We start from the raw sequence: 23,687 nt of genomic DNA, 5'->3' as shown, positions 1-23,687 counted from the left end.
GAACACCCCTCAATATGTTGCCCAAACAACGCCTCCGTCACGCGTAGATACAAACGGAAGCCTTTTCACGCCGTCTTCTGCGTCACCAATCCCAGCTCGTCGATCATCGCCTGGCGCATCAGGAATTTCTGCGGCTTGCCGGTCACCGTCATCGGCAATTCGGTGCGGAAGCGGATGTAGCGCGGGATCTTGAAATGGGCGATCTGGCCAGCGCAGAAAGCCTTGATCTCCTGCTCCGTGGTGATCTGGCCGGGCTTGAGCACGATCCAGGCGCACAGCTCCTCGCCGTATTTCGGGTCGGGAATGCCGAACACCTGCACCTCCTTGACCTTGGGGTGGCGATAGAGGAACTCCTCGACCTCGCGCGGATAGACGTTCTCGCCGCCGCGGATGACCATGTCCTTGACCCGGCCGACGATGTTGCAATAGCCCTCGGCATCGATGGTGGCGAGGTCGCCGGTGTGCATCCAGCCGTCGGCGTCGATGGCCTCGCGGGTCTTCTGCTCGTCGTCCCAATAGCCCTTCATCACGGAATAGCCGCGCGTGCAGAGCTCGCCCGGCGCGCCGACCGCGACGGTGGCGCCTTCGGCGTCGATGGCCTTGACCTCGACATGCGGATGGACGCGGCCGACGGTGGAGACGCGCTTTTCCAGGGGATCGTCGACGCTGCTCTGGAACGAGACCGGGCTGGTCTCGGTCATTCCGTAGGCGATGGTCACCTCAGCCATATGCATCAGCGACACCACCTTCTTCATCACCTCGATCGGGCATGGCGAGCCGGCCATGATGCCGGTGCGCAGGCTGGCGAGATCGAAGGAGGCGAAATCCGGATGGTCGAGCAGGCCGACGAACATGGTCGGCACGCCGTAAAGCGCGGTGCAGCGTTCCGTTGCCACCGCCTTTAGGGTGGCGCCCGCATCGAACCCCTCGCTCGGGAAAACCATGGTCGCGCCCTTGGTGACGCAGCCCATCGTGCCCATCGACATGCCGAAGCAATGATAGAGCGGCACCGGGATGCACAGCAGGTCGTCGACGGTGAGCCGGATCGCCGAGGTGACGAAATTGCCGTTGTTGACGATGTTGTTGTGGGTCAGCGTCGCGCCCTTGGGCGCGCCGGTCGTGCCGCTGGTGAACTGGATGTTGATGGCATCGTCGGGTTTCAGCCCGTCGGAGATGCGGTCGAGCCGGTCATGCTCGTCGCGCCCGGCCATCGCCAGCACGTCGGCGAAATTGAACATGCCCGGCGAATTCTCCTCGTCCATGCGGATGACTGTCTTCAGTGCCGGCAGCTTGTTGGCGTCGAGCTTGCCGGGGGTGGCCTTGGCGATCTCCGGCGCCAGCGTCTCGATCATGCCGAGATAGTCGGAGCTCTTGAATTTGGCGGCGGTGACAAGCGCTCGGCAACCGACCTTGTTCAAGGCATATTCCAGCTCGACCAACCGATAGGCCGGGTTGATGTTGACCAGGATCAGGCCGATGCGGGCGGTGGCGAATTGCGTCACCAGCCATTCCCAGCGGTTCGGCGACCAGATGCCGACGCGATCGCCTTTCTCGAGGCCGAGCGCCAGGAAGCCGGCGGCCAGCGCATCGACCGTCTCCGACAGTTCCTCCCAGGTAAAGCGCTTGTCCTGCTCGACGAAGACGGCGGCATCGAGCGTGCCGTATTTGCCGACCGTATCGGCAAACAGCGCCGGGATGGTCAGGTTGAGCAGCGGCACGCTGCGCTCCCCCGAGACATGCGCCGTGCCGTCGACCGGCGCAATGAACGAACCGCCATCGCGCCTGGAGCGCAAATTGCTGGCATTCTTCAACTCGTCGAGATTGATCGGCATCGCCGTGTCCTCCGCAGACAGAACGAGCCTATCAGCCCAGCGGGGTGGTGGAAATCCCGCCGATGGCAGGGCTGGGTGGGAACTCGCCTGTAAGGGCCGAAAATAAAAAACCCGCCTCGGCGGGCGGGTCTTCGGGGCCAATTGGCACCATAGCGAAATTAGTAGCATAGCTGCCGGCACAAAGCAAGAACAAAATTGCTGTACGCCAAGAAAATCGCTTCAGGTCGGTGCCAGCGGCCAAGCTGCCAATCTCCCTCCTTGAGGGGGAGATGGCCGGCAGGCCAGAGGGGGTCGTCTCGCGTGGAGCACCTGCCTGTTCTGTCCGTTAGGAGAGTCGCGTCAAGACGTACCGACCCCCTCTGTCGCCTTCGGCGACATCTCCCCCTCAAGGGGGGAGATTGGCGACGTCAGCCTGAATTCACCGATGCCATCCTTGCCGCAATATCGCGCAACACCGCCTCGTCGGCCGCCGAACGCATCTTCCTCGACGCGACGAGGCAGGCCTGCGAGCGCAGGATGACGCCGTCGGCCAGCACCTTGAGATGGTTGGCGCGCAGCGTCGCGCCTGACGTGGTGATGTCGACGACGATATCGGCCAACCCGGCCGCCGGCGCGCCTTCGGTGGCACCCAGGCTTTCGACGATGCGGTAGACCTGGATGCCGTGCTTTTGCGAAAAGAACTGCTGGGTCAGGCGCCAGTATTTGGTGGCGATCCTGAGCCGGCGGCCGTGGCGCTGGCGGAAATCGGCGGCGACGTCGTCGAGGTCGGCCATGGTGTCGACATCGAGCCAGATATCGGGCACGGCGACGACGACATCGGCATTGCCGAAACCGAGGCGGGCGATGATTTCGGCGCGCGTCTCGCAATCGGCGAGGTTTTCGCGCAAAAGGTCCTCGCCGGTGATGCCGAGATCGACCGAGCCCTGGCCGATTTCGCCTGATATCTCCGAGGCCGACAGGAACGCTATCTCGACGCCGTCAAGGCCGTCGATGCGGGCGCGATATTTGCGCTCGTCGCCGGGCAGGCTGACGGCAAGCCCGGCCTTGGCCAGCACCTCCAGCGCCTGCTCCTTGAGCCGGCCTTTCGACGGGATCGCCAGCGTGATCATGGCGCCGTCTCCCGCAGCGCCTCGATGCGGTCGAGCCAGACGGAAAAACCGACGCCGGGGATCGGCGTTTTGGCGCCGAGCAGCGTCAGCAGTCGGTCGTAGCGGCCACCACCGGCGAGCGGCCGGTCGCCATCCTGCGCCGCGATCTCGAAGACGAGGCCGGTGTAGTAATCGAGCGGGCGGCCGAAGGCGGCGTCGTAGCTGATTTCAGACATCGGCAGGCCGAGGGTTTCGATTGCCGCGGCGCGGGCGGCAAAATTCCCCAGCGCGGCGCCCAGCGAAAGCCCGGCATCGATCGCAAAACTTTCGAGCGCCCCGGCGGCGCTATCGAGCGGCACGTCGATGGCCAAAAAGCTCTTCAGCGCCGCAAACGCCTCGTTCGACAGCCGCACGCTGCGCAGTTCGGCTTTCTCGATCAGGCGCCGCGCAATCTCGGACGGCGAACGCCCGGCCGTTGCCGACAGGCCGGCCTCTTCCATGCCGCCGGCGATATGCGCCGAAAGGCTGTCGAGATCGCCATCGAGGACAAGGGCGGCGACCGGGCCGGCAAGCTGGCTGTTGCGCGGCGGATTGGCGAGATCGGCAAGCGCCGCCTCCAGCATCGGCGCCGAGCCGAAGGCGCGCGCCAGCCGCATGCGCCAACCGCGCGGCAGGCCAAGGGCTGCAAGCACCGCCTCGAAAATGGTCTGGTCGCCGAGCGTCACCGCCAGCTCCCGGCCGGGCAGCACCAGCGACAGCAGCGCATGCGCATCGGCCAGCGAACGGGCGTCGGCGGCGGCCGTGTCGCGGTCGCCGAGATCCTCGATGCCGGCCTGGAAGAACTCGTTGCCGCCCTCGCGGCGCTGGCGAAACACCTCGCCGAGATAGGAATAGCGGCGCGGCGTGCCGGCCTGGCTGGCAATGTGGTCGAGGCAGACCGGAATGGTGAATTCCGGCCGCAGGCAAAGCGTCTGCCCGGTCTCGCTCTCGGTGAGAAAGATGCGGCGCCGCAAATCCTCGCCGGCCATGTCGAGGAACGGATCGGCCGGCTGCAGCACGGCGACCTCGACCGCATGGGTGTTGCGCGCGGCGAAGAGCGTCGCGATGTCGGATGCGATGGCGGGGCGGGGGGTCATAAAACGCCACCTCCCCTTCTCCCCTTGTGGGAGAAGGTGGATTGGCGCGACGCGCCAAGACGGATGAGGGGTGCCGGAAGAAATGAGGCGTCGGCGTTCCCTGGAACACCCCTCATCCGACCGAGCTTCGCTCGGCCACCTTCTCCCCCAGGGGGAGAAGGAAGCGGCGCCCTACTTGCCACGCGCCCGCTCCTCGGCCTGCGCCGTCAGTATCTTGTTCACCTCGGCGACCAGATCGCCTTCCGCCACGGTCACCTGCGCCGGTCGTGCGGCGCGCCATTCGGCGTTGTCGGCGATCTCGGCCGACATCTTCGCGCCTTCGATCAGGTCCTTGATCTGCACCTCGCCCTTGGCGCGCTCGTCGCCGCCCTGGATGACGGCGACCGGGCTGCCGCGGCGGTCGGCATATTTCAGCTGCGCCTTCATGCCGGCGCCGCCGAGATACATTTCCGAGCGGATGCCGGCGGCGCGCAGCTCGGCCACCATCTTCTGGTAGCGGCCGAGGCTTTCCGTATCCTTGTCCATGGTCAGCACGACGACCGGCGCGATGACATCGGAAGTATCGAGCTTGCCGAGGTTCTTCAGCGCCGTCATCAGGCGCGAGACGCCGATCGAAAAACCGGTCGCCGGCACCGGCTCGCCACGAAAGCGCGAGACGAGGCCGTCATAACGTCCGCCGCCGCCGACCGAACCGAAGCGCACGATCTGGCCGTCCTCGTTGGGGATCTCGGCCAGCAGCTCGGCCTCGTAGACCGGGCCGGTGTAATATTCGAGGCCACGCACGACGGAGGGGTCGATGCGGATGCGATCCTCACCGTAGCCGCTTTGCGCGACCATGGTTCTTATCTGCTCCAGCTCTGCAAGACCCTCAACAAACGAGGCATTCGTTATGCCGAGATGTTCGAGTTTCCTTTCCTCGACAAGATTGCTGAGCCCTGGGGTGATAGATCCCAGTGTCTGGACAATTTGTTCGGGATCATGCTGCGCCATGACCGTGAAATAGCTGATCACAACATCGATTTGCGCGTTACCCAGCCCGGCGCCCTTGGTAAAATCACCGCTCTCGTCCTTGCGCCCGGCGCCCAAAAGCAGGCGCACGCCCCCGACGCCCAGCTTGTCCAGCTTGTCGATCGCCCGCAGCACCTGCAGCCGGCGGCCAGCGTTCTCGTCGCCGCCGAGGCCGATCGCCTCGAGCACACCGTCGAGCACCTTGCGATTGTTGACGCGGACGACGTAGTCGCCGCGCTTGATGCCGAGCGCCTCCATCACATCGGCCATCATCATCGCCATCTCGGCATCGGCCGCGACACCCGGCGTGCCGACCGTGTCGGCGTCGAACTGCATGAACTGGCGGAAGCGGCCGGGGCCCGGCTTCTCGTTGCGGAACACCCAGCCGGAGCGATAGCTGCGATAGGGTTTCGGCAGGCGCTCGAAATTCTCGGCGACAAAGCGCGCCATCGGCGCGGTCAGGTCGTAGCGCAGCGACAGCCACTGGTCGTCATCGTCCTGGAACGAGAACACGCCCTCGTTCGGCCGGTCCTGGTCGGGCAGGAATTTGCCGAGCGCATCGGTGTATTCGATCAGCGGCTGGTCGACCGGCTCGAAACCGTAGAGCTCAAAGACCGAGCGGATCGTCGCCATCATCTTCTCGACGGCGCGGAGATCGTCGGCGCCGCGGTCGACAAAGCCGCGCGGCAGCCGCGCTTTCATCTTTTCGGATTTGTCGGCCATGGGATGGGTACTCGGTGTTTCGTGGCGCTTCCGGGGATCGGTTAAATGACCGATTTCCACGGCGCGGGTGTCCTAACCGATGCAGCCGGGAGCGGCAAGGGTTTGCGCCTCTCCTTCTCCCCTTGTGGGAGAAGGAGAGGCGAAAAAGAAGCTGAAACAATTGCGCCATGCGCGCGGCATCGTGCCGACACAATCCGGGCCGATAAGCGCGCCGAAACAAGGGGCTCGGGGCCATGGCCACGCTACAGAAGTTCGACATCATCGATAGCGGCGCACGCGACGCCTCGGTCCGGCTGCGGCCGGCCGATGGTTATGCGCCGAAGACGAAGCAAATCGCCGGACCGTTCGAGATCGCGGCGCAACAGCGCAGCGGACCGACGATGCGCGACGTGCTGATGACCGGCCTGCTGGTGATCTATCCGGTGTTCGCCGCGCTGGCGGCCATCCTTGCCGGGTTTTTCCTCGCCGGCGCCGGCGGCGCCTGAGCCGCTATTTCGGCCGCTTGAACGCTTTCCGTTCCTCCTCGACCGGCTCGCGGCAGACGCAGCCCTCGAGATGGTCGTTGACCAGCCCCATCGCCTGCATGAAGGCGTAGACGGTGGTCGGGCCGACAAAGCTCCAGCCGCGCTTCTTCAGCTCTTTCGAAATGCGGACCGAGACGGCCGTCGTCGGATTGGCGCGCAAATGCGCGAGGTCGACGATCTCGGGCCGCTCGTCGGGGCCGGGTTCGAACTTCCAGAACCAGGCGGCCAGCGAGCCGGCCTCGTCGATGAGTTCGCGGGCGCGCTTGGCGTTGTTGATGGTCGAAACGATCTTGCCGCGGTGACGGATGATGCCGGCATTGCCGAGCAGGCGCTCGACATCGGCGTCGGTGAAGGCGGCGATCTTGTCGACATCGAAGCCGGCAAACGCCTCGCGGAAATTGTCGCGCTTGCGCAATATGGTCAGCCAGGACAGGCCCGACTGAAAACCTTCGAGGCAGATCTTCTCGAACAGGCGGCGGTCGTCGGCGACCGGCCGGCCCCATTCGTGGTCGTGGTAGTGCAGATAATCCGGCAGGTTGCCGTGCCAGAAGCAGCGGGCGATGCCGTCGGGACCGGCAAGCAGACCTGTCTTTTCATCCATGGCGGAATTCCGTTCGTGTCTTGGCGTTAACGCGTTTTGACGCGGCCTTTACCGCGGCTTTACCAGATTCCTGAACCGGGCGGTAACCACACCAAAAGCTTTACTGACAGATCGGCATTTTACGCATTCCGATTCATGTTTCGGTTGCCGCTTCGCGCCCAATGTCGGCGAAATCGGGGAGGCTTTGCACCCCGGCATGTTCGACGATCAAGGTGCGTTGCGATGAAGACATTCTTGTTCCCACTGTTCGGCGCCGCGGCCGTGCTTGCGGCCGGTGCCGCGAATGCCAACGACCGCTATGCCGAGAGGCCGCCGGTGGTGGTCAGCCCAGATCTTTCGGCGCCTTGGGTGCTGCAGCTCGGCCATGCGCCGGGCATCGTGCGGCAGAGCCGGCAAGAGGCGCAGCCGCAACGGCGCTACCGGCGGCTGGCCGAACCCGATCAGCTGCGCACCGCAGCGGTGCAGGCGCCGGCCAAGCGCATGGTGATGCGGCCGCAGATCGATCCCCTCTATTTGCCGCAGGAAGTCGCTTATGACGGCCCGCAGAAGCCGGGCACGATCGTCATCGATACGCGAGAGAATTTCCTCTATCTGGTCGGTAAGAACGGTAAGGCGCGGCGTTATGGCGTCGGCACCGGCAAGCCGGGCTTCGAATGGTCCGGCACCCACAAGATCACCAACAAGCGCGTCTGGCCGGATTGGCGGCCCCCGGCCGTGATGATCGCCCGCGAAGCCGCCAAGGGCCGTTATCTGCCGACCTATCTCGCCGGCGGCATGGAAAACCCGCTCGGCGCACGCGCGCTCTATCTCGGCTCGACCGAGTACCGTATCCACGGCACCAATCAGCCCTGGACGATCGGCGGCGCGGTGTCGTCGGGCTGCATCCGCATGCGCAACGAGGACGTGGTCGACCTTTACGAGCGGGTCAATGTTGGCACGACGGTTGTAGTGATGTAATCTGCGGTTGACCTCACCGATGATTTTGCTCAGAAGCCTCGGGAGCATTGAATAACGGGGGACGGGCCGTGTGGGGATGCGGCTAGTCACGAAAGGGCAGCGCGGCAAGCCGTGCTGCCCTTTTTGTTTCCGCCAGCAGGAATTGACGGGAAAATTTCGCCGGCACGTCGCGCGACCGGCATGGCGGTTCGCTTTTCGCGCTGCCTTTTCGCGGTTGCTTTGCTATGTGGCGGCTAAAATCCAGATAAAGGCCCCATCTCGATGTCCCTTTCCGATGACAGCCGCTATCTCAGAGGCGGCCCGGTTGCCCAACGCATTATCGCCGGCGTGCGCGAGGACGCGGCGATCGCCACCGCCGAAGGCTTTCCGCCCAAGCTGGTGTCGGTCACCGTCGGCGATACCGCCGCGGTCGACGTCTATGTCCGCAACCAGCGCGCCAAGGCCGGGTTGGCCGGCATCGGCTTCGAGGAAAGGCGCTTTCGCGCCGACATCACCGCCGGCGAGCTGGAAGCGGCAATCCACGGGCTTAACGCCGACCCGCGCGTCACCGGCATCATCATCCAGCGGCCGGTGCCGGTGCACATTCCGATCAAGACGCTGCAGGCGGCGGTGCATCCGCTCAAGGATGTCGAGGGGATGCATCCGGCCTCGATCGGCAACATCGTCTACAACCAGCTTGACCTGGCGCCCTGCACCGCCGCCGCTTCGGTCGAACTGCTCAGGGAAACCGGCCTCGACCTCAAGGGGCTCGAGGTGGTGGTCGTCGGCCATTCCGAGATCGTCGGCAAGCCGATCGCGTTCCTTTTGATGAGCGAAGGCGCGACGGTGACCGTCTGTCACCACATGACGCGTTCGGTGGCGGCACACGCACGCCGCGCCGACGCACTGTTCGTCGCGGTCGGCAAACCGCGGCTGATCAAGGCCGACATGGTCAAGCCGGGCGCTGCCGTCATCGACATCGGTATCAATTCGGAGATCGGGCCGGACGGCGAAAGCCGCATCGTCGGCGACGTCGACACCGAAAGCGTCAGGCATGTCGCGTCGTGGATCACGCCGGTGCCGGGCGGCGTCGGCCCGATCACCGTGGCGATCCTGCTGCGCAACACGATGGTAGCGCTCAGCCGCCAGCGCGCCCGCTACCAGGCCACCTACGGCATAGCGGACAGGCTGGCGGCGGAGTAGGCGACTGGCGCATCACTCGGCCGCGACAACCGCCCTCTCTTCGCGAACGCCTTCAGGCTTCGGCCCGCCATAGGCCCAGTCGAGCAGCTTTATCGTGTGCACCACCGGCAGCTTGGCGGCGGAAGCGATCTGGGTGATGCAGCCGATATTGCCGGTGGCGACGATTTCAGCACCGGTCGCCTCGATATTCCTGACCTTGCGGTCGCGCAACGTCGCCGAAATCTCGGGCTGCAGGATGTTGTAGGTGCCGGCGGAACCGCAGCACAAATGCCCTTCGCGCGGCTCGCGCACGACGAAGCCGGCTCTGGCCAGAAGCTCCTTCGGCTGGCGGGTGATCTTCTGGCCGTGCTGCATCGAGCAGGCTGAGTGATAGGCGACGATGGTGCCCGGCTTGCGGACCGGCTCGGGCAGGTCGAGGCTTGCCAGATATTCGGTGATGTCCCTGGCCAGCGCCGAGACGCGCGCGGCCTTGTCGGCATAGGCCGGATCGAGACGCAGCATGAAGCCGTAATCCTTGATGGTGGTGCCGCACCCGGATGCGGTGATGACGATGGCGTCGAGTCCGCCCTGCTCGACGGCGCGCGTCCAGGCGTCGACGTTCCGTCGGGCCGACGCCAAGGCAGCGTCCTCGCGCCCCATATGATGCACCAGCGCGCCGCAGCAGCCCTCGCCCTCGGGCACCACGACCTCAACGCCAAGCCGGGTCAGCAGCGAAATCGTCGTGTCGTTGATGCCGGGATCGAGCACGGATTGCGCGCAGCCGGTGAGGATGGCGACGCGGCCATTTTTCTTCGCGCCCTGCCCGGCATGGACGCCCGGCGAGGCCATCGGCGAGACTGCCGGGACCGACGCCGGGGCCAGCTTCAACATCGCGCCCAAAGGCTTCAATGCCTGGATTTTCTCAAACAGGCCGGCGAATGGCTGGCCGAGCTTCGCCAGCTTGAGCGCCGCGCGGAAACGCGAGGGATAGGGCAGCACGAAGGCCAGCATGGCGCGTGTCAGGCGATCGGCTAGCGGACGCTTGTAGGTCTCCTCGATATGGACGCGGGCGTGGTCGACCAGATGCATGTAGTTGACGCCCGACGGGCAGGTGGTCATGCAGGCGAGGCAGGACAGGCAGCGGTCGATATGGGTGACGATCTGCTTGTCGGCCGGCCGGCCGTTTTCCAGCATGTCCTTGATCAGATAAATCCGGCCGCGCGGCGAATCCAGTTCGTTGCCGAGCGTCACATAGGTCGGGCAGGTGGCGGTGCAGAAGCCGCAATGCACACATTTGCGCAGGATCTTCTCCGATTCCGCGACATGCGGATCGGCGAGCTGGGCAGCTGAGAAATTGGTCTGCACGTAAACGAATCCCTACCGTTTGAGCATGATCTTTTCCCAAAACCGGTACCCACTTTTGGGGATCATGCTCATAATCCCAGAAACCAGCTTTCCGGGTTCTTGACCGGCTCGCCGCGCTGCAGCGCCTGCAGGCCAAGAATGCAGCGGGCGATGAACCAGACCGCGACGGCAACCATCAGCACGACACCGATGACCACGATCATCAGCAGCGCCGAGATCAGTGCATAGAGCAGGCCGATCCAGAAGGTGCGGATCAGGAATGTGTAATGGCTCTCGACGAAGCCGCCGGCCTTGCCGCGATTGATATAGGCCAGGACGACGCCGACAATACCGCTGACGCCGATGGCCAGGCCGGCGAGATAGAGGATGTAGATGACCAGCGCGTTGGTCGGGCCGGGCTCCAGCCAGCGGTCGGTCTGGCGTGACGTACCGTTTTGGCCTGGATCGCTCATTGTGCTCCTCCCTCGGTTGCCGGCGCGAGAGTAGCAGAGCTTGCGCCCGGCGCCATACGGCCGGGATTGAGGATATTCTTCGGGTCGAATTCGGCCTTCAGCCGCGCCGACAGTGCTGCCAGCGGTGGCGCCTGCGGCTCGAACACCGGCACGGCGGCGCGATGTGCAGGGATTGCGCGCACCAGCGTCGCATGGCCGCCGCCATGTCTTCTGATCAGGCCGCGCAACAGGCCAGCCTCGGGATCGTCCTGCTGCATGCGCAGCCAGATCAGCCCGCCCTGCCAATCGTAGAAGGCATCGACCGGGGCCTGCATGCGCAGCGCCAGCACCATCTGGTGGCCCCGCGACGGCGCCATCGAGACGCGCCACACCGGCCTTTCGCTGCCATCGGCGAACGGCGCGCAGTCGCGGACATCGCGCCAGACCGAGTACGAGACCGAACCGGAAATCTCCTGCAGCGGCCCAGCGTTTTTCAGCAGGTCTTTCAGCGCGGCAATGCGGTAAGCGACCGACGGGCCGAAGCCCTCGATGCGCAGCAGCGTCGCGGCATCGCTGCCGAGACTGCCGCCAGCGACCCTAGCTGCGACCCGTTCGGGAAGATGGGCAGCACTCGACACTTCGGCGCTGGAACCCAGCGCCAGCGCCATGGCGGCGGCGGCGTGATCGTCGAGCAGGCCGCGGATGGCAAGCGTGACTTCGGTCTCGGCAGCAGGCAGCACCTTGAAGGTGACGTCGGTGAGCACCGCCAGCGTGCCCCAGCTGTTGGCCATCAGCTTGGACAGATCGTAGCCGGTGACGTTCTTGACGACGCGGCCGCCGGACTTGAAGGCCTCGCCGCGCCCGGAAACGGCCGCTATGCCGAGGATATGGTCGCGCGCAGCACCCACCTTCAGCCGGCGCGGGCCGGAAAGGTTCGCGGCGAGTGCGCCGCCGATCGTGCCTCGCGCTGGCTCACCGCCGAGCAGCGGGCCGTAATCCATCGGTTCGAAGGCAAGTTGCTGGCCGTTTTCGGCAAGCAGGCTTTCGATTTCGGCCAGCGGCGTGCCGGCTTTTGCCGACAGCACCAGTTCGGCCGGCTCGTAAAGCATGACGCCGGAGAGTTTGGAAAGGTCGAACGTATGCTCGCCCTGCTGCGGCCGGCCGATACCGCGCTTGGAGCCGTGGCCGAGGATTTCCAGCGGTGCGTCTTCCGCCGCGGCCCAGGCGACGGTGGAGAGGACTTCGGCTGCGGTGGTGGGGACGAAGGTGGTCATGAGGCGGATGCGCCAATGGCAAATGCAAAGACGTCGCGTTCCTTCGCGCCCCCCTCTGTCCTGCCGGACATCTCCCCCTCAAGGGGGGAGATCGGACGTCGCGTCTGGCTTCGCCAATCGTCAATATTGAAAGAAGGCTGAGGCGTGCAAGCTGCCAATCTCCCCCCTTGAGGGGGAGATGTCCGGCAGGACAGAGGGGGGTGTTCAAGCGCCAACATACCCACTCAAAACCTCGGAATGTCCGGAAACGCCACTTGCCCGCGATGCACGTGCATCCGCCCGAGCTCGGCGCATCGCCTCAATTGCGGGAAGACCTTGCCGGGATTCAAAAGATGGTTGGGGTCGAAGGCGCATTTGACGCGCATCTGCTGGTCGAGGTCGATCTGGTTGAACATTTCCGGCATCAGGTCGCGCTTCTCGACGCCGACCCCGTGCTCGCCGGTCAGCACGCCACCGACCTTGACGCAGAGCCGCAATATGTCGGCGCCGAAACTCTCCGCCTTGTCGAGTTCGCCCGGCACGTTGGCGTCATAGAGGATGAGCGGGTGCAGATTGCCGTCGCCGGCGTGGAAGACATTGGCGACGCCGAGCCCGTATTTCTCCGACAGCTCGCGCATGCCGGCGAGCACGCGCGGCAGTTCCTTGCGCGGGATGGTGCCGTCCATGCAGTAGTAGTCGGGCGAGATGCGGCCGACCGCCGGGAAAGCCGCCTTGCGGCCGGCCCAGAAGCTCAGCCGCTCCTGCTCCGATTGCGAAATGCGGCATATGGTCGAGCCGTTCCTATAGGCGATGGCTTCGACCAGGCCGATCAGGTGATCGACCTCGACACCCGGCCCGTCCAGCTCGACGATCAGCAGCGCCTCGACATCCAAGGGATAGCCGGCCTGGACGAAATCCTCGGCGGCGTGGATGGCCGGACGGTCCATCATCTCCATGCCGCCCGGAATGATGCCGGCGCCGATGATGTCGGCAACGCATTGGCCGGCCTGCTCGCTGGTCGGGAAACCGATCAGCAGGGCACGCGCCGTCTCCGGCTTTTTCAGGATGCGTACGGTGACCTCGGTTACGACGCCGAGCAGTCCTTCGGAGCCGGTCATGACGCCGAGCAGGTCGTAGCCTTCCGCGTCGAGATGGCTGCCGCCGAGGCGCACCACCTCGCCATTCATCAGCACCATCTCGATGCCGAGCACATTGTTGGCGGTGAGACCGTATTTCAGGCAGTGCACGCCGCCGGAATTTTCCGCGACATTGCCGCCGATCGAGCAGGCGATCTGGGAGGATGGATCGGGGGCGTAATAAAAACCCTCCTGCTCGACGGCGGTGGTGATGCCGAGATTGGTGACGCCGGGCTGGGCGACGACGACGCGGTTCTGAAAATCGATCTCGAGGATGCGGTTGAAGCGGCTCATTACCAGCAGCACCGCGTCTTCGAGCGGCAGCGCACCGCCGGAGAGCGAGGTGCCGGAGCCGCGTGGCACGACGCGGATGTTGCGGTCGCTGCAATATTTCAGCACCCGCGAGACCTGCGCCACGGTCTGCGGCAGCACCACGACCAGCGGCAATTGCCGGTAGGCGGTGAGCCCGTCGCTCTCGAAGGCGCGCATGGCATTGGCGGCGTCGACGACGCCCTCGCCCGGCACCATGATGCGCATATCGGCGACGATCTCGTCGCGCCGGCGCATCGTGGCGTCGTCTGGTTTCGGCATGGCAAGGCCGGACATCGACAGCCTCCTTCGATCGACTGGTAAAAATCTTTTACCAGCGACGGTGGTCGCTTGCAAATGCCGCGTTGGCCGGGATGAGAGGCCTATGGCCGAGACTGCCTTCCGCAGCGGCAATCTGCCGCTGCGCCCCACACTACTCGCCCGGCTGCTTGCCTGGTTCGGAGTGCATGCGGCGGACGCGGCGCACGCCCCACCAGACGAGCACGATGGCGAGCGGCACCGAGGCGGCGGTGACCATTTCCGGCGCGAAGGCATGGCCGAAGATCGAGGCGCCCTTGGCGACGTAGCCGATGAGGCCGACGACATAGTAGGAGACGGCGGCGACCGAGAGCCCCTCCACCGTCTGCTGCAGCCGCAATTGCAGGCGGGCGCGATTGTTCATCGATGCCAAAAGATCGCGGTTCTGCTTCTCGACCTCGACGTCGACCCAGGTGCGCAGCAGTGTGGTGGCACGGGTGAGCTTCGTCGACAGGTTGGCCTGACGCTCCTCGACCGAACGGCAGGTACGCATCGCCGGCGCCACGCGGCGCTGCAGAAAACCGCCCCAGGTGTCGTAGCCGGGCACCGCCTCTTCGTCGAGCGCCTCCAGCCGTTCGCGCACGATGCCGTCATAGGCGCGGCTGGCGCCGAAGCGGTAGAGGCTGGAGGCGGCATCGGCCTCCAACTCGGCGGCCAGTTCGGTCAAGTCGGCAAGTAGCGTCTGGCTGTCGCGGGTCTCGGCGACCTTCATTTCCAACGTGGTCTGGGCCAGCCTGTCTTCGATGCGGCGGGCGCGACCGGACAGCGTCAGGGCCAGCGGCAGCCCAAGCATGGCCAGCGTGCGGTAGGTCTCGATGTCGATCAGCCGCTGCGACAGTGCCCCGGTGCGCGCCGGGGTCAGGCCGCGGTCGAGCACCAGCATGCGGGTCAAGCCGTCGCCATCCTGACGGAAATCGGTGACGATGGCCGCGTTGCCGCGCTCGACCAGCGAATAGCACAGGCTGGTCGGGTCGAAGCCGGCGATCAGTTTTTCGTTCGCCGGCGTCCATTTGCGGATCTCCAGCCTGATGCCGGAAATCACCGTGCCCGGCGGCGAAAACCCGTTGCCGAAGGGTGTGTCTTCTTGCCCCCTGCCGTTTTCGGCGAGCGGGCCTTCCCAGAGATAGGTCGAGAATTCCGTGTGGCGTTCCCAACGCAGCGAGCCCTTGCCCCATTTCATCGCGTGGTGGCGGGCGTGAGGGTCGGGCGCGGCGATGCCGAGGCGTCGCGACAATTCGGAAAGCACGGCCTGATCGATCCCGGATCCAGCTTCGGTCATGAAGGAAAGCTGCACCAGCACGCGCGGTTTTTCGACCAGCGGCTGCGGCCGGGCGTGGACCTCGCCGAGCGCGCCCGGCCGACCTTCATGCGCCGGAAAGCCCATGACGGTGCCGCCCACGGCTTTGGCGCGCAGCTGGAATTCGAGGTTGGACGGGTCGGCGTCTGGCACGGCTGGTCCCCCGGGCTTCTGTGAGCCCTTGGCAATGATGTCCCTCTAGAGGCAATCGCCAGGGGACGCAAACGCCCAATTTAGCTGAAGATGATATGGCGCCGCGGCTGTGAAACGGACCCGGCCACGGCGAATTGGATAAATAATTTGACCAGTTGGCGACGCTGGCTTTATCTTGCGCGACATCGGTTCAACCCCCAGGCATCCCGTTTGAGCGACATTTTCTCCCGGATCGAGCATTCGCGCACCGCCGACGAGGTGGTGCAGCAGATCGAGAGCCTGATCCTCGAAGGCGTCCTGCGCACCGGCGACCGGCTGCCGGGCGAGCGCGAACTGGCGCGCCAGTTCGAGGTGTCGCGGCCGATCCTGCGCGATGCCTTGAAAGCCTTGGAAGGGCGCGGGCTGTTGACGACACGGCCAGGCGGCGGCACCCATGTCGCCGATGTCATCGGCCAGCTGTTCACCAAGCCGGTGACCGACCTGATCTCGATGCATCGCAAGGCGGTGACCGACTATCTGGAGTACCGCCGCGAGATCGAGGCGGTGGCGGCGGAATATGCGGCGCGGCGTGCCACATCGGACGATCTGGCGCTGCTCGACCGCATCATGGCACGTATGGACGAGGCGCACCGGACCGGCAATTTCGACGACGAGGCGGAAATCGACGTCGAGTTCCACCACGCGATCTGCGAATGCGCGCACAACATCATCCTGCTGCACACGCTGCGCTCGTGCTATCGGCTGCTGTCGGAAGGCGTGTTCCAGAACCGGCGGCTGGTGTTCAGCGTGCCGGGCGCGCGCGAGACGCTGCTTTCGCAGCACCGGGCAATCTACACGGCGGTCAAGGCCGGCGATGCAGCCGCGGCGCGGCAGGCGGCGATGGACCACATCTCTTATGTCGAACGGTCGATGGCCGAGGCCGAGCGCAGCGGCGACTGGCAGCGCGTGTCGCGGCTGAGGCTCAGGCAGCGCTCCGAGCCCGGTGACGGTGAGCCGGCAAGAAAACAGCCGTAGGCACCGCCCAGAAAATTCAACGACGAACCAGCGAAGAACCAGCGGAAAAAAGATCCATGAGCAGCATTCTCACCATCGCCGACCTCAAGGACCTGGCGCGCCGCCGCGTGCCGAAGATGTTCTTCGACTACGCCGATTCCGGCGCCTGGACCGAAAGCACCTACCGGGCCAACGAAGAGGATTTCCAGAAGATCAAGTTCCGCCAGCGCGTGCTTGTCGACATGGACAACCGCTCGCTGGAATCGACCATGATCGGCGAGAAGGTGACGATGCCGGTGGCGCTGGCGCCGACCGGCATGACCGGCATGCAGCATCCGGACGGCGAGATGCTGGCGGCCCAGGCGGCGGAAGAATTCGGTGTGCCGTTCACGCTGTCGACTATGAGCATCTGCTCGATCGAGGATGTCGCGTCGGTGACCAGGAAGCCATTCTGGTTCCAGCTCTATGTGCTGCGCGACAAGGACTTCGTCTTCGATTTGATCGATCGCGCAAAAGCGGCGAAATGTTCGGCGCTGGTGCTGACGCTCGACCTGCAGATCCTCGGTCAGCGCCACAAGGATATCCGCAACGGGCTTTCGGCGCCGCCGCGAATGACGCCGAAGCACCTCTGGCAGATGGCGACCAGGCCGCGCTGGTGCGTCGGCATGGCCGGCACCAAGCGCCGGAGCTTCCGCAACATCGTCGGCCATGCCAAGGGCGTCGGCGACCTCGCCTCGCTGTCGTCGTGGACGAAGGAGCAGTTCGATCCGCATCTGTCGTGGAAGGACGTCGCCTGGATCAAGGAGCGCTGGGGCGGCAAGCTGATCCTGAAAGGCATACTCGACAAGGACGATGCGCTGATGGCGGCCAGGACAGGCGCCGACGCGATCATCGTATCCAACCATGGCGGCCGCCAGCTCGACGGCGCCTCGTCGTCGATCATGGCGGTCGAAGAGATCGCCGATGCCGTCGGCGACACGATCGAGGTGCATATGGACGGCGGCATCCGCTCCGGCCAGGACGTGCTCAAGGCGCTGTGCCTCGGCGCCAAGGGCACCTATATCGGACGGCCTTTCCTGTACGGCCTCGGCGCGCTCGGCAAGGAAGGGGTTACCAAGGCGCTGGAAATCATCCGCAAGGAGATGGACATAACGCTGGCGCTGTGCGGAAAGCGTCTGGTCACCGACATGGGCAAGGATCAGCTTCGGCGCTAAAGTCCCGTGACGGCATGATCATGGAGGCGACGCAGGCATTGACGGAGCCCGGCATCAGTTTCTACGAGGCGCGCGGACCGCAAGGCATGCGCCTTTACGCGATCGGCGATGTGCACGGCCGGCTCGATTTGCTGACCGCCATGCACCGGCGGATCGAGGCGGAGCTCAGTCAAAGACCGTCGGCCGATTGGCGCGTGATCCATCTCGGCGACTATGTCGACCGGGGCCCGGACTCCAGGGGCGTCATCGATTTCCTGATCGACGCACAAAGACGCGATCCGCGTCACCTGATGCTGGCCGGAAATCATGATCTCGGCTTCCTCGATTTTCTCGATGTCCCCGACCCGGACGGCCTGTTCATGCGCTATGGCGGCATCCAGACGGCGCTGTCCTATGGCGTGTCGCTCGGTGGGAGCAGCGCCTGGTTTGGCCGCGCCGATGCGGCATTGCGGCAAGGACACGCCGCGCTGATCGAGGCCGTGCCGCAGAACCATGTCGAGTTCCTGCGCTCGCTGCCCTTTTCAGTAACGTTCGGCGATTTCTTCTTCTGCCATGCCGGCATCCGGCCCGGCATTGCGCTGGAAAGCCAGACCCGGCAGGACCTGATCTGGATCCGCGAGGTCTTCCACGACCACACCGGTCTTCATCCGAAGATCGTGGTGCACGGTCATACGCCGGTGCCCAAGCCCGAGATCACCGGCAACCGCGTCAATGTCGACACCCTCGCCTGGCAGTCGGGAAACCTCACCGCGCTCGTCGTGGACGGCGCTGACAAGCATATCCTGACAGTGACGGGTGAGCGGGCGTAGGTAAGGCGTGAGGTTATGTGTAGAGGGTCTAGCGAAGCGCGGCGGTGACGCCGTAGCCGTCAACGGCATTGTGGTTGTTGGCTGCGTCGGCGGAATAAATGCCGAGGCCGCACAAGACGATGGCCGACAACATGGCAAAGGACAAAAAGGCTGCTTTCACGGACGTCATCTCTTGTTGAGCTTTCTGCATCTATGCACGAGCGGGTTACCAATGCGTTGAAACGCGAAATACGTCGCAAATGTCTGACGGTTTCGCGCTTCTAGGCATGTTCTGTATCGGCGGTGTGTCGCGCGGGTCACAGGAAAGGTTCATCGCGGTTGCACGCAAGATGCAGAGCGGGCGCCTTTTAGGCTGGCGGACAGACACAGGCCAAGGATGAAACGCGTTTTCCCCGGCGGATTTGCCGCCGCGTGCCAAATATGCAACGTCGCCAAATACGTTGACTATATGGGCCGTCAGATCGTCGCCACCCAGGCGCGGGCGATGGCCAGGCCGGCGGCATCGGCTTGCGGTCCGTTGCGGGCCATTTCATCGTCGAGCCGGCCCGCCCATTCAGGATGCCGCTCGGCGATCAGCGGTGCGAAGGAGGTACTCCAGTCGCACACCATCGGACTGTCGGCCTCGAAATGGAACTGGAAGCCGTAGACGGCGCGGCCGATGCGGAACGCCTGGTTCTCGGCGACGGCATTGCCGGCCAGCCGAACGGCAGTCTCGGGCAAGACAAAGGTGTCGTCGTGCCATTCGAAGATCGGGAATTTTTCAGGCAAGGCGGCGAGCACCGGATCGGCCTGCGCCGCCGCGGTGAGCGCGACCTCGTGCCAGCCGAACTCCGACGCGCCGCCGATCTGGTTCTCGCCGCCAAAGGCGCGCGCGACCAACTGGCTGCCGAGGCAGATACCAAGCACCGCGCGATCCCTCTCGGCAAAGTCGCGCGTCAGGTCGAGCAGGCCCGGAAAATAAGGACAGAGCTCGTCGTCCAGCGCATTCTGGGCGCCGCCGAGCACTACCATGGCGTCATGCCCGCCGCTATCTTGCGGCAGCGCGTCGCCGCAGTAGGGACGGCGCAGGTCGATATCGACGCCCGCCTCGACAAGGGCCGCGCCGATCTGGCCAAGGCCCTCATTGTCGAAGTTCTGGACAACCAAGACCCGCATCGAAACCTGCTGACATGAAATTGATGCAACGAGCGATATCATGGCGCCAGCATTGCAGCCAACAGGGAACGCCTATGCCACTGCAAAACCGGGTCGACCCGTTCGGCGCCATCCATGCCGTGCCGGAGCGCGGCCTGTTCATGGGCAATCGCGGCATCATTCACGACCCCGAGACGAGAACGCTGTTGAAGAAGCGCTGGGCGCTGCAAGCCTGGATCATCTGCGTCTGCGAATTCCATAACGTGCGGCGCGAGCCGATGGGGCGCAACCGGGCTGGCGGCAAGGCCGGCTGGACCGAACTGTTTTTCCTCGACGAGGTGACGGCACTTGCCGCCGGGCACCGGCCCTGCTTCTTCTGCCGGCGCGAGCGGGCCAGGGATTTTGTCCGGCGTTTCGGCGACGCCTTCGGCATTGCCGAGCCACGCGCGCCGCAACTCGACAAGCGCCTGCACAAGGAGCGCGTGGCATCGGGCGGGCGGGCGCCGAGACTGGAACCGGAAGCGCTTGCGGACTTGCCGGACGGCACGATGATCTCGTCAGGAAACAGGGCGTACGTCCTGTTTGACGGCGCCGCGCTGCCCTGGAGTTTCGGCGGTTATGGCGAACCGGTGGGGTTCGGCGGTTTTACCGACAGTCCAATCCGCCTGCTCACGCCAGCGACAACTGTTTCGGTGCTGCAGAAAGGCTACGAGCCTGTCTGGCATCCTTCCGCCGAGGCTTGACGCCGAGGGTGACGTTGCCGCATTCCTCGGCGATGCGCGCCAATTACAAGATGCAGCGGCTGTTCGTGCCGGACGGGCTTGGACCGGACATCGAGTTCGACATCGGCCCGCAGCAGAGCCATTATCTCTCGCACGTGCTGCGGCTCGGCGAAGGCGCCGAAATTCTGGTCTTCAACGGCCGCGACGGCGAATGGTCGGCGGCGATCGCGGCAAAATCGAAGAAGGCGTTGCGCCTGAAGTTGCTGGCATCGCAGCGGCCGCAGCCGCCGTTGCCCGATCTCGTCTACTGTTTCGCGCCGCTGAAGCAGGGGCGGCTCGACTACCTCGTGCAAAAGGCGGTCGAGATGGGCGCTGGCATCCTGCAGCCGGTCATCACCCAGCATACGCAGGTGGCAAAGCCCGGCATCGAGCGCCTGCGCGCCAATGTCGTCGAGGCGGCCGAACAATGCGGCATATTGGCGGTGCCGGAGCTGCGCGAAGCGGAAAAATTCGAGCGCCTGCTCAGCAACTGGGACCGTGAGCGGCGGCTGATCTTCTGCGACGAGGATGCATCGACCAACAGTCCCCTGCCGGCATTGCAGGCGGTGCGGGAGAACAAGCTCGGCCTGCTGGTCGGGCCGGAGGGCGGCTTTTCCGACGAGGAGCGCAGGATGCTGAGAGCCCTGCCCTTCGTTACCGCCATTCCGCTTGGGCCGCGCATCCTGCGGGCGGACACGGCGGCCGTAGCGGCACTGGCGCTGATCCAGGCGACAATCGGGGATTGGTGATCAATTCCAGTTACCCTCTGGCTCAGGATTTTTCGCTTGATCGGCTACTGACATTTCGTCCATCTAGCGCCGGCAGTGGCCGCGCGTCCTTTCGGGCGCGCAAAGGACGCTGTAACATATTGATTGGGCACATGATCCTTTCCGAAAATCGAAGCCGGTTTTCGGGGCCATGTGCGGAGGGCTATTATGGCGCGCGATACTACCGATTTCCGGCCGATCGAAGGCGTCGACGAACTCGTCGAGCACCTGGCCGAAGGCAACAAGCCGCGCGACAAATGGCGCATCGGCACCGAGCACGAGAAATTCCCGTTCTATGTTGACGGCAATGCCCCGGTGCCCTACGGCGGCGAGCGCGGCATCCGCGCCATCCTCGAAGGCATGCAGGACAAACTCGGCTGGGACCCGATCATGGATGCCGGCCGCATCATCGGACTGGTCGAGCCGACCGGCCAAGGCGCGATCTCGCTGGAGCCCGGCGGCCAGTTCGAACTGTCCGGCGCGCCGCTGGAGACGATCCACCAGACCTGCCGCGAAGGCAATGCGCATCTGGCGCAGGTGCGCGAGATCGCCGAACCGATGGGCATTCGTTTTCTCGGCCTTGGCGGCAGCCCGAAATGGTCGCTGGCCGAGACGCCGAAGATGCCGAAATCGCGCTACGAGATCATGACCCGCTACATGCCCAAGGTCGGCACCAAAGGTCTCGACATGATGTACCGGACCTGCACGATCCAGGTGAACCTCGACTTCGAAAGCGAAGCCGACATGCGCCGCAAGATGCAAGTGTCGCTGAAATTGCAGCCGCTGTCGACGGCGCTGTTTGCCAACTCGCCCTTCACCGAAAGCCGGCCGAACGGCTTGCAGAGCTGGCGCGGCGAGATCTGGCGCGACACCGACAATCAGCGCTCCGGCCTGCTCGAATTCTGCTTCTCGCCCGATTTCGGCTTTGCCGATTATGTCGAATGGGCGCTCGACGTGCCGATGTATTTCGTCATCCGCGACGGCCAGTACCATGACATGACGCACATCACCTTCCGCCAGTTCATGGCGGGCGCCGCCCGCAACGAACTGCCGGACGGGCTCCCGACGATGGGCGACTGGGCGAACCATCTGTCGACGCTGTTCCCGGACGTGCGGTTGAAGCGCTTTCTCGAAATGCGCGGCGCCGATGGCGGGCCGTGGCGGCGCATCTGCGCGCTGCCGGCCTTCTGGGTCGGGCTGCTCTATGATGCGGCTGCGCTCGACGCGGCCGAGGCGCTGACCTCGAGCTGGAGTTATGACGAGGTGCTGGCGATGCGCAACGCGGTGCCCGAACAGGGCATTTCGGCGCCCTTCCGCAACACGACACTGCGCGAGATAGCCCGCGACGTGCTCGTCATCTCGCGCATGGGACTGAAGAACCGCGGCCGCAAGAACCGCGACGGCTATGACGAGACCTCGTTCCTCAACACGCTGGACGAGGTCGTCGCGCGTGGCACCACCAGCGCCGAAGAGATGCTCTCGGCCTACCACACACGCTGGGGCGGCTCGATCGAGCCGGTGTTCATGGAATACGCGTATTAACGCTTCGCTATCCGCTTGGCCGATGGTCCGGCAAATTCGCTTCAATCAGTGATGGAAACGAATTAGGCTTCTCCAACGAGGATTTTCCCGGAGGAGAAAACAATGCCTTCCTTGTTCGATATTCTGGCACAGGCCCAGAACGGCAACGGCATGCAGGCGCTGGCCCAGCAGTTCGGGCTTTCGCAGCAGCAGACGCAGGCGGCGGTCGCGGCGCTGCTGCCGGCCTTTTCGCAGGGGCTGAAGCGCAACACGGCGGACCCTTATGGGCTCGGCTCCTTCATGACGGCGATGGCCAGCGGCCAGCACGCCAAATATTTCGAGGATGCAAGCCGGGCCTTCTCGCCGCAGGGCCTCGATGAAGGCAAGGGCATTCTCGGCCATTTGTTCGGCTCGAAGGACCTGTCGCGGGCCGTCGCCAGCCAGGCCGCGCAGGCGAGCGGCGTCAGCCAGCAGGTCCTGCAGCAGATGCTGCCGGCAATCGCCTCGATGATGATCGGCGGGCTATTCAAGCAGACCACCGACCAGCTAGGCGGGCAGATGCATGCGGCAGGCGGTGGCGGCAATCCGCTTGGCGAGCTCATCGAGCAGATGATGCGGCAGGCTGGCGGCGGCAGCCAGGCACCGACCCCTCAGCCTGCAGGCCCCACGGATAACCCGCTCGGCAAGGTGCTGCAGGATATGTTCGGCGGGCAGCAGCCGCAACAGACGCAGAGCCCTTACGGCGACAACCCGCTGGGCAAGGTGTTGCAGGACATGTTCGGCGGCGGGCAGCAGCCACAAAGCCAGCCGCAGCAGACACAGAACCCTTATGGTGACAATCCGCTCGGCAAGGTGCTGCAGGATATGTTCGGCGGCGGTGCACCACAGCCACAGCAGCCGCAGAACCAACCCCAGCAGACACAGAACCCTTATGGTGACAATCCGCTCGGCAAGGTGCTGCAGGACATGTTCGGCGGTGGCGCACAACAGTCTCAGCCGCGTCAGGCGCCGCAGCAACCCCAGGCGCCGCAGCCGCAGGCCAATCCGAGCGGCAGGCCGAGAAATCCGTTTGACGACCTGTTCGGCAAGATGTTCGAGACAGGCGCCCAGCAGCGCGACGACTACCAGAAAGGCATGGAGTCGATCTTCGACCAGTTCAAGCAGGGCATGGGCCGGCGGTAGACCAGACACCGGCA

General features: G+C 64.7%; 23 protein-coding genes. 10 read left to right on the top strand and 13 right to left on the bottom strand.

Annotation, left to right across the window (positions count from 1 at the left end; genetic code table 11):
• Positions 1-65: 65 nt before the first annotated feature.
• From NKI58_RS07745 to hisS, 5 genes are all read right to left on the bottom strand, one after another.
• The gene (locus NKI58_RS07745; RefSeq protein ID WP_352784874.1) at positions 66-1,832 is read right to left on the bottom strand and encodes an AMP-binding protein; all 1,767 of its coding nucleotides are present in this window, start codon (positions 1,830-1,832) and stop codon (positions 66-68) included.
• A 31-nt stretch (positions 1,833-1,863) separates the two neighbouring features.
• Positions 1,864-2,073 (bottom strand): hypothetical protein, encoded by a 210-nt coding sequence (locus NKI58_RS07740; protein WP_352784872.1) that lies wholly within the window; start codon positions 2,071-2,073, stop codon positions 1,864-1,866.
• A 166-nt stretch (positions 2,074-2,239) separates the two neighbouring features.
• On the bottom strand, positions 2,240-2,941 hold the full coding sequence (gene hisG / locus NKI58_RS07735; RefSeq protein WP_352784869.1) for an ATP phosphoribosyltransferase: 702 nt from the start codon (positions 2,939-2,941) through the stop codon (positions 2,240-2,242).
• Positions 2,938-4,056, bottom strand: coding sequence for an ATP phosphoribosyltransferase regulatory subunit (locus tag NKI58_RS07730; RefSeq protein WP_352784867.1), 1,119 nt, complete (start codon positions 4,054-4,056; stop codon positions 2,938-2,940). Before NKI58_RS07730 ends, hisG begins: the two co-directional genes overlap by 4 nt.
• 171 nt (positions 4,057-4,227) lie before the next feature.
• Positions 4,228-5,787 (bottom strand): histidine--tRNA ligase, encoded by a 1,560-nt coding sequence (gene hisS, locus NKI58_RS07725; RefSeq protein WP_352784865.1) that lies wholly within the window; start codon positions 5,785-5,787, stop codon positions 4,228-4,230.
• A 233-nt stretch (positions 5,788-6,020) separates the two neighbouring features.
• On the opposite strand from hisS, the gene NKI58_RS07720 reads away from it, so the two are divergent.
• Positions 6,021-6,272 (top strand): hypothetical protein, encoded by a 252-nt coding sequence (locus NKI58_RS07720; protein ID WP_031213141.1) that lies wholly within the window; start codon positions 6,021-6,023, stop codon positions 6,270-6,272.
• A 4-nt stretch (positions 6,273-6,276) separates the two neighbouring features.
• Here the strand turns inward: NKI58_RS07720 and NKI58_RS07715 are convergent, their stop codons facing one another.
• Positions 6,277-6,912, bottom strand: a complete 636-nt coding sequence (locus NKI58_RS07715; RefSeq protein WP_352783650.1) for a DNA-3-methyladenine glycosylase I — start codon at positions 6,910-6,912, stop codon at positions 6,277-6,279.
• Between the two features lie 222 nt (positions 6,913-7,134).
• On the opposite strand from NKI58_RS07715, the gene NKI58_RS07710 reads away from it, so the two are divergent.
• Positions 7,135-7,869: a L,D-transpeptidase gene (locus NKI58_RS07710; RefSeq protein ID WP_352625629.1), complete on the top strand. Its 735-nt coding sequence runs from the start codon at positions 7,135-7,137 to the stop codon at positions 7,867-7,869.
• Between the two features lie 261 nt (positions 7,870-8,130).
• A complete protein-coding gene (locus NKI58_RS07705) occupies positions 8,131-9,051 on the top strand; it encodes a bifunctional 5,10-methylenetetrahydrofolate dehydrogenase/5,10-methenyltetrahydrofolate cyclohydrolase (protein WP_352784862.1) in 921 nt (306 codons plus the stop codon).
• Between the two features lie 12 nt (positions 9,052-9,063).
• Here NKI58_RS07705 and glcF read toward each other — a convergent pair whose 3' ends face one another.
• From glcF to NKI58_RS07680, 5 genes are all read right to left on the bottom strand, one after another.
• Positions 9,064-10,395: a glycolate oxidase subunit GlcF gene (glcF, locus tag NKI58_RS07700; protein WP_352783645.1), complete on the bottom strand. Its 1,332-nt coding sequence runs from the start codon at positions 10,393-10,395 to the stop codon at positions 9,064-9,066.
• Positions 10,396-10,463: 68 nt separating this feature from the next.
• Positions 10,464-10,847, bottom strand: a complete 384-nt coding sequence (locus NKI58_RS07695) for a DUF4870 family protein (RefSeq protein ID WP_352577553.1) — start codon at positions 10,845-10,847, stop codon at positions 10,464-10,466.
• Complete coding sequence (locus NKI58_RS07690) at positions 10,844-12,100, bottom strand: FAD-binding protein (protein ID WP_352589310.1); 1,257 nt, start codon at positions 12,098-12,100, stop codon at positions 10,844-10,846. The genes NKI58_RS07695 and NKI58_RS07690 overlap by 4 nt, the downstream gene beginning before the upstream one ends.
• Before the next feature lie 224 nt (positions 12,101-12,324).
• Positions 12,325-13,821 (bottom strand): FAD-linked oxidase C-terminal domain-containing protein, encoded by a 1,497-nt coding sequence (locus tag NKI58_RS07685; protein WP_352589307.1) that lies wholly within the window; start codon positions 13,819-13,821, stop codon positions 12,325-12,327.
• 136 nt (positions 13,822-13,957) lie between these two features.
• Positions 13,958-15,292 (bottom strand): DUF3422 family protein, encoded by a 1,335-nt coding sequence (locus NKI58_RS07680; RefSeq protein ID WP_352571607.1) that lies wholly within the window; start codon positions 15,290-15,292, stop codon positions 13,958-13,960.
• Between the two features lie 210 nt (positions 15,293-15,502).
• On the opposite strand from NKI58_RS07680, the gene NKI58_RS07675 reads away from it, so the two are divergent.
• Genes NKI58_RS07675 through NKI58_RS07665 form a run of 3 tightly spaced genes read left to right on the top strand, consistent with a single transcriptional unit; the run spans position 15,503 to position 18,308 of the window.
• A complete protein-coding gene (locus tag NKI58_RS07675) occupies positions 15,503-16,306 on the top strand; it encodes an FCD domain-containing protein (RefSeq protein ID WP_352589305.1) in 804 nt (267 codons plus the stop codon).
• 56 nt (positions 16,307-16,362) lie between these two features.
• Complete coding sequence (locus tag NKI58_RS07670) at positions 16,363-17,499, top strand: alpha-hydroxy acid oxidase (RefSeq protein WP_352784856.1); 1,137 nt, start codon at positions 16,363-16,365, stop codon at positions 17,497-17,499.
• Between the two features lie 38 nt (positions 17,500-17,537).
• A complete protein-coding gene (locus NKI58_RS07665) occupies positions 17,538-18,308 on the top strand; it encodes a metallophosphoesterase family protein (RefSeq protein WP_352457601.1) in 771 nt (256 codons plus the stop codon).
• 28 nt (positions 18,309-18,336) lie between these two features.
• On the opposite strand, the gene NKI58_RS07660 is transcribed toward NKI58_RS07665, so the two are convergent.
• Both NKI58_RS07660 and NKI58_RS07655 read right to left on the bottom strand, forming a co-directional pair.
• Positions 18,337-18,468, bottom strand: a complete 132-nt coding sequence (locus NKI58_RS07660) for a hypothetical protein (RefSeq protein ID WP_280952144.1) — start codon at positions 18,466-18,468, stop codon at positions 18,337-18,339.
• Positions 18,469-18,764: 296 nt separating this feature from the next.
• Positions 18,765-19,463 (bottom strand): type 1 glutamine amidotransferase, encoded by a 699-nt coding sequence (locus NKI58_RS07655; RefSeq protein WP_352457097.1) that lies wholly within the window; start codon positions 19,461-19,463, stop codon positions 18,765-18,767.
• Positions 19,464-19,537: 74 nt separating this feature from the next.
• Here NKI58_RS07655 and NKI58_RS07650 point away from each other — a divergent pair, with 74 nt between their 5' ends.
• The 4 genes from NKI58_RS07650 to NKI58_RS07635 all read left to right on the top strand — a co-directional run bounded on the left by NKI58_RS07650 (position 19,538) and on the right by NKI58_RS07635 (position 23,673).
• Positions 19,538-20,185, top strand: a complete 648-nt coding sequence (locus tag NKI58_RS07650; protein WP_023680464.1) for a hypothetical protein — start codon at positions 19,538-19,540, stop codon at positions 20,183-20,185.
• Between the two features lie 32 nt (positions 20,186-20,217).
• Entirely contained in the window at positions 20,218-20,952 is a 735-nt protein-coding gene (locus NKI58_RS07645; protein ID WP_352853115.1) for a 16S rRNA (uracil(1498)-N(3))-methyltransferase, read from the top strand.
• A gap of 186 nt (positions 20,953-21,138) precedes the next feature.
• Positions 21,139-22,512: a glutamate--cysteine ligase gene (locus tag NKI58_RS07640; protein WP_023680466.1), complete on the top strand. Its 1,374-nt coding sequence runs from the start codon at positions 21,139-21,141 to the stop codon at positions 22,510-22,512.
• Positions 22,513-22,614: 102 nt separating this feature from the next.
• Positions 22,615-23,673, top strand: coding sequence for a DUF937 domain-containing protein (locus NKI58_RS07635; RefSeq protein ID WP_352783639.1), 1,059 nt, complete (start codon positions 22,615-22,617; stop codon positions 23,671-23,673).
• Positions 23,674-23,687 lie beyond the last annotated feature (14 nt).

Origin of the sequence: Mesorhizobium sp. M0522 (genome assembly GCF_040321085.1) — a bacterium.
In the GTDB taxonomy this organism is placed as follows: Bacteria; Pseudomonadota; Alphaproteobacteria; order Rhizobiales; family Rhizobiaceae; genus Mesorhizobium.
The sequence above is the reverse complement of the archived record's forward strand: the minus strand, read 5'-3'. Positions and strand labels throughout refer to the sequence as shown.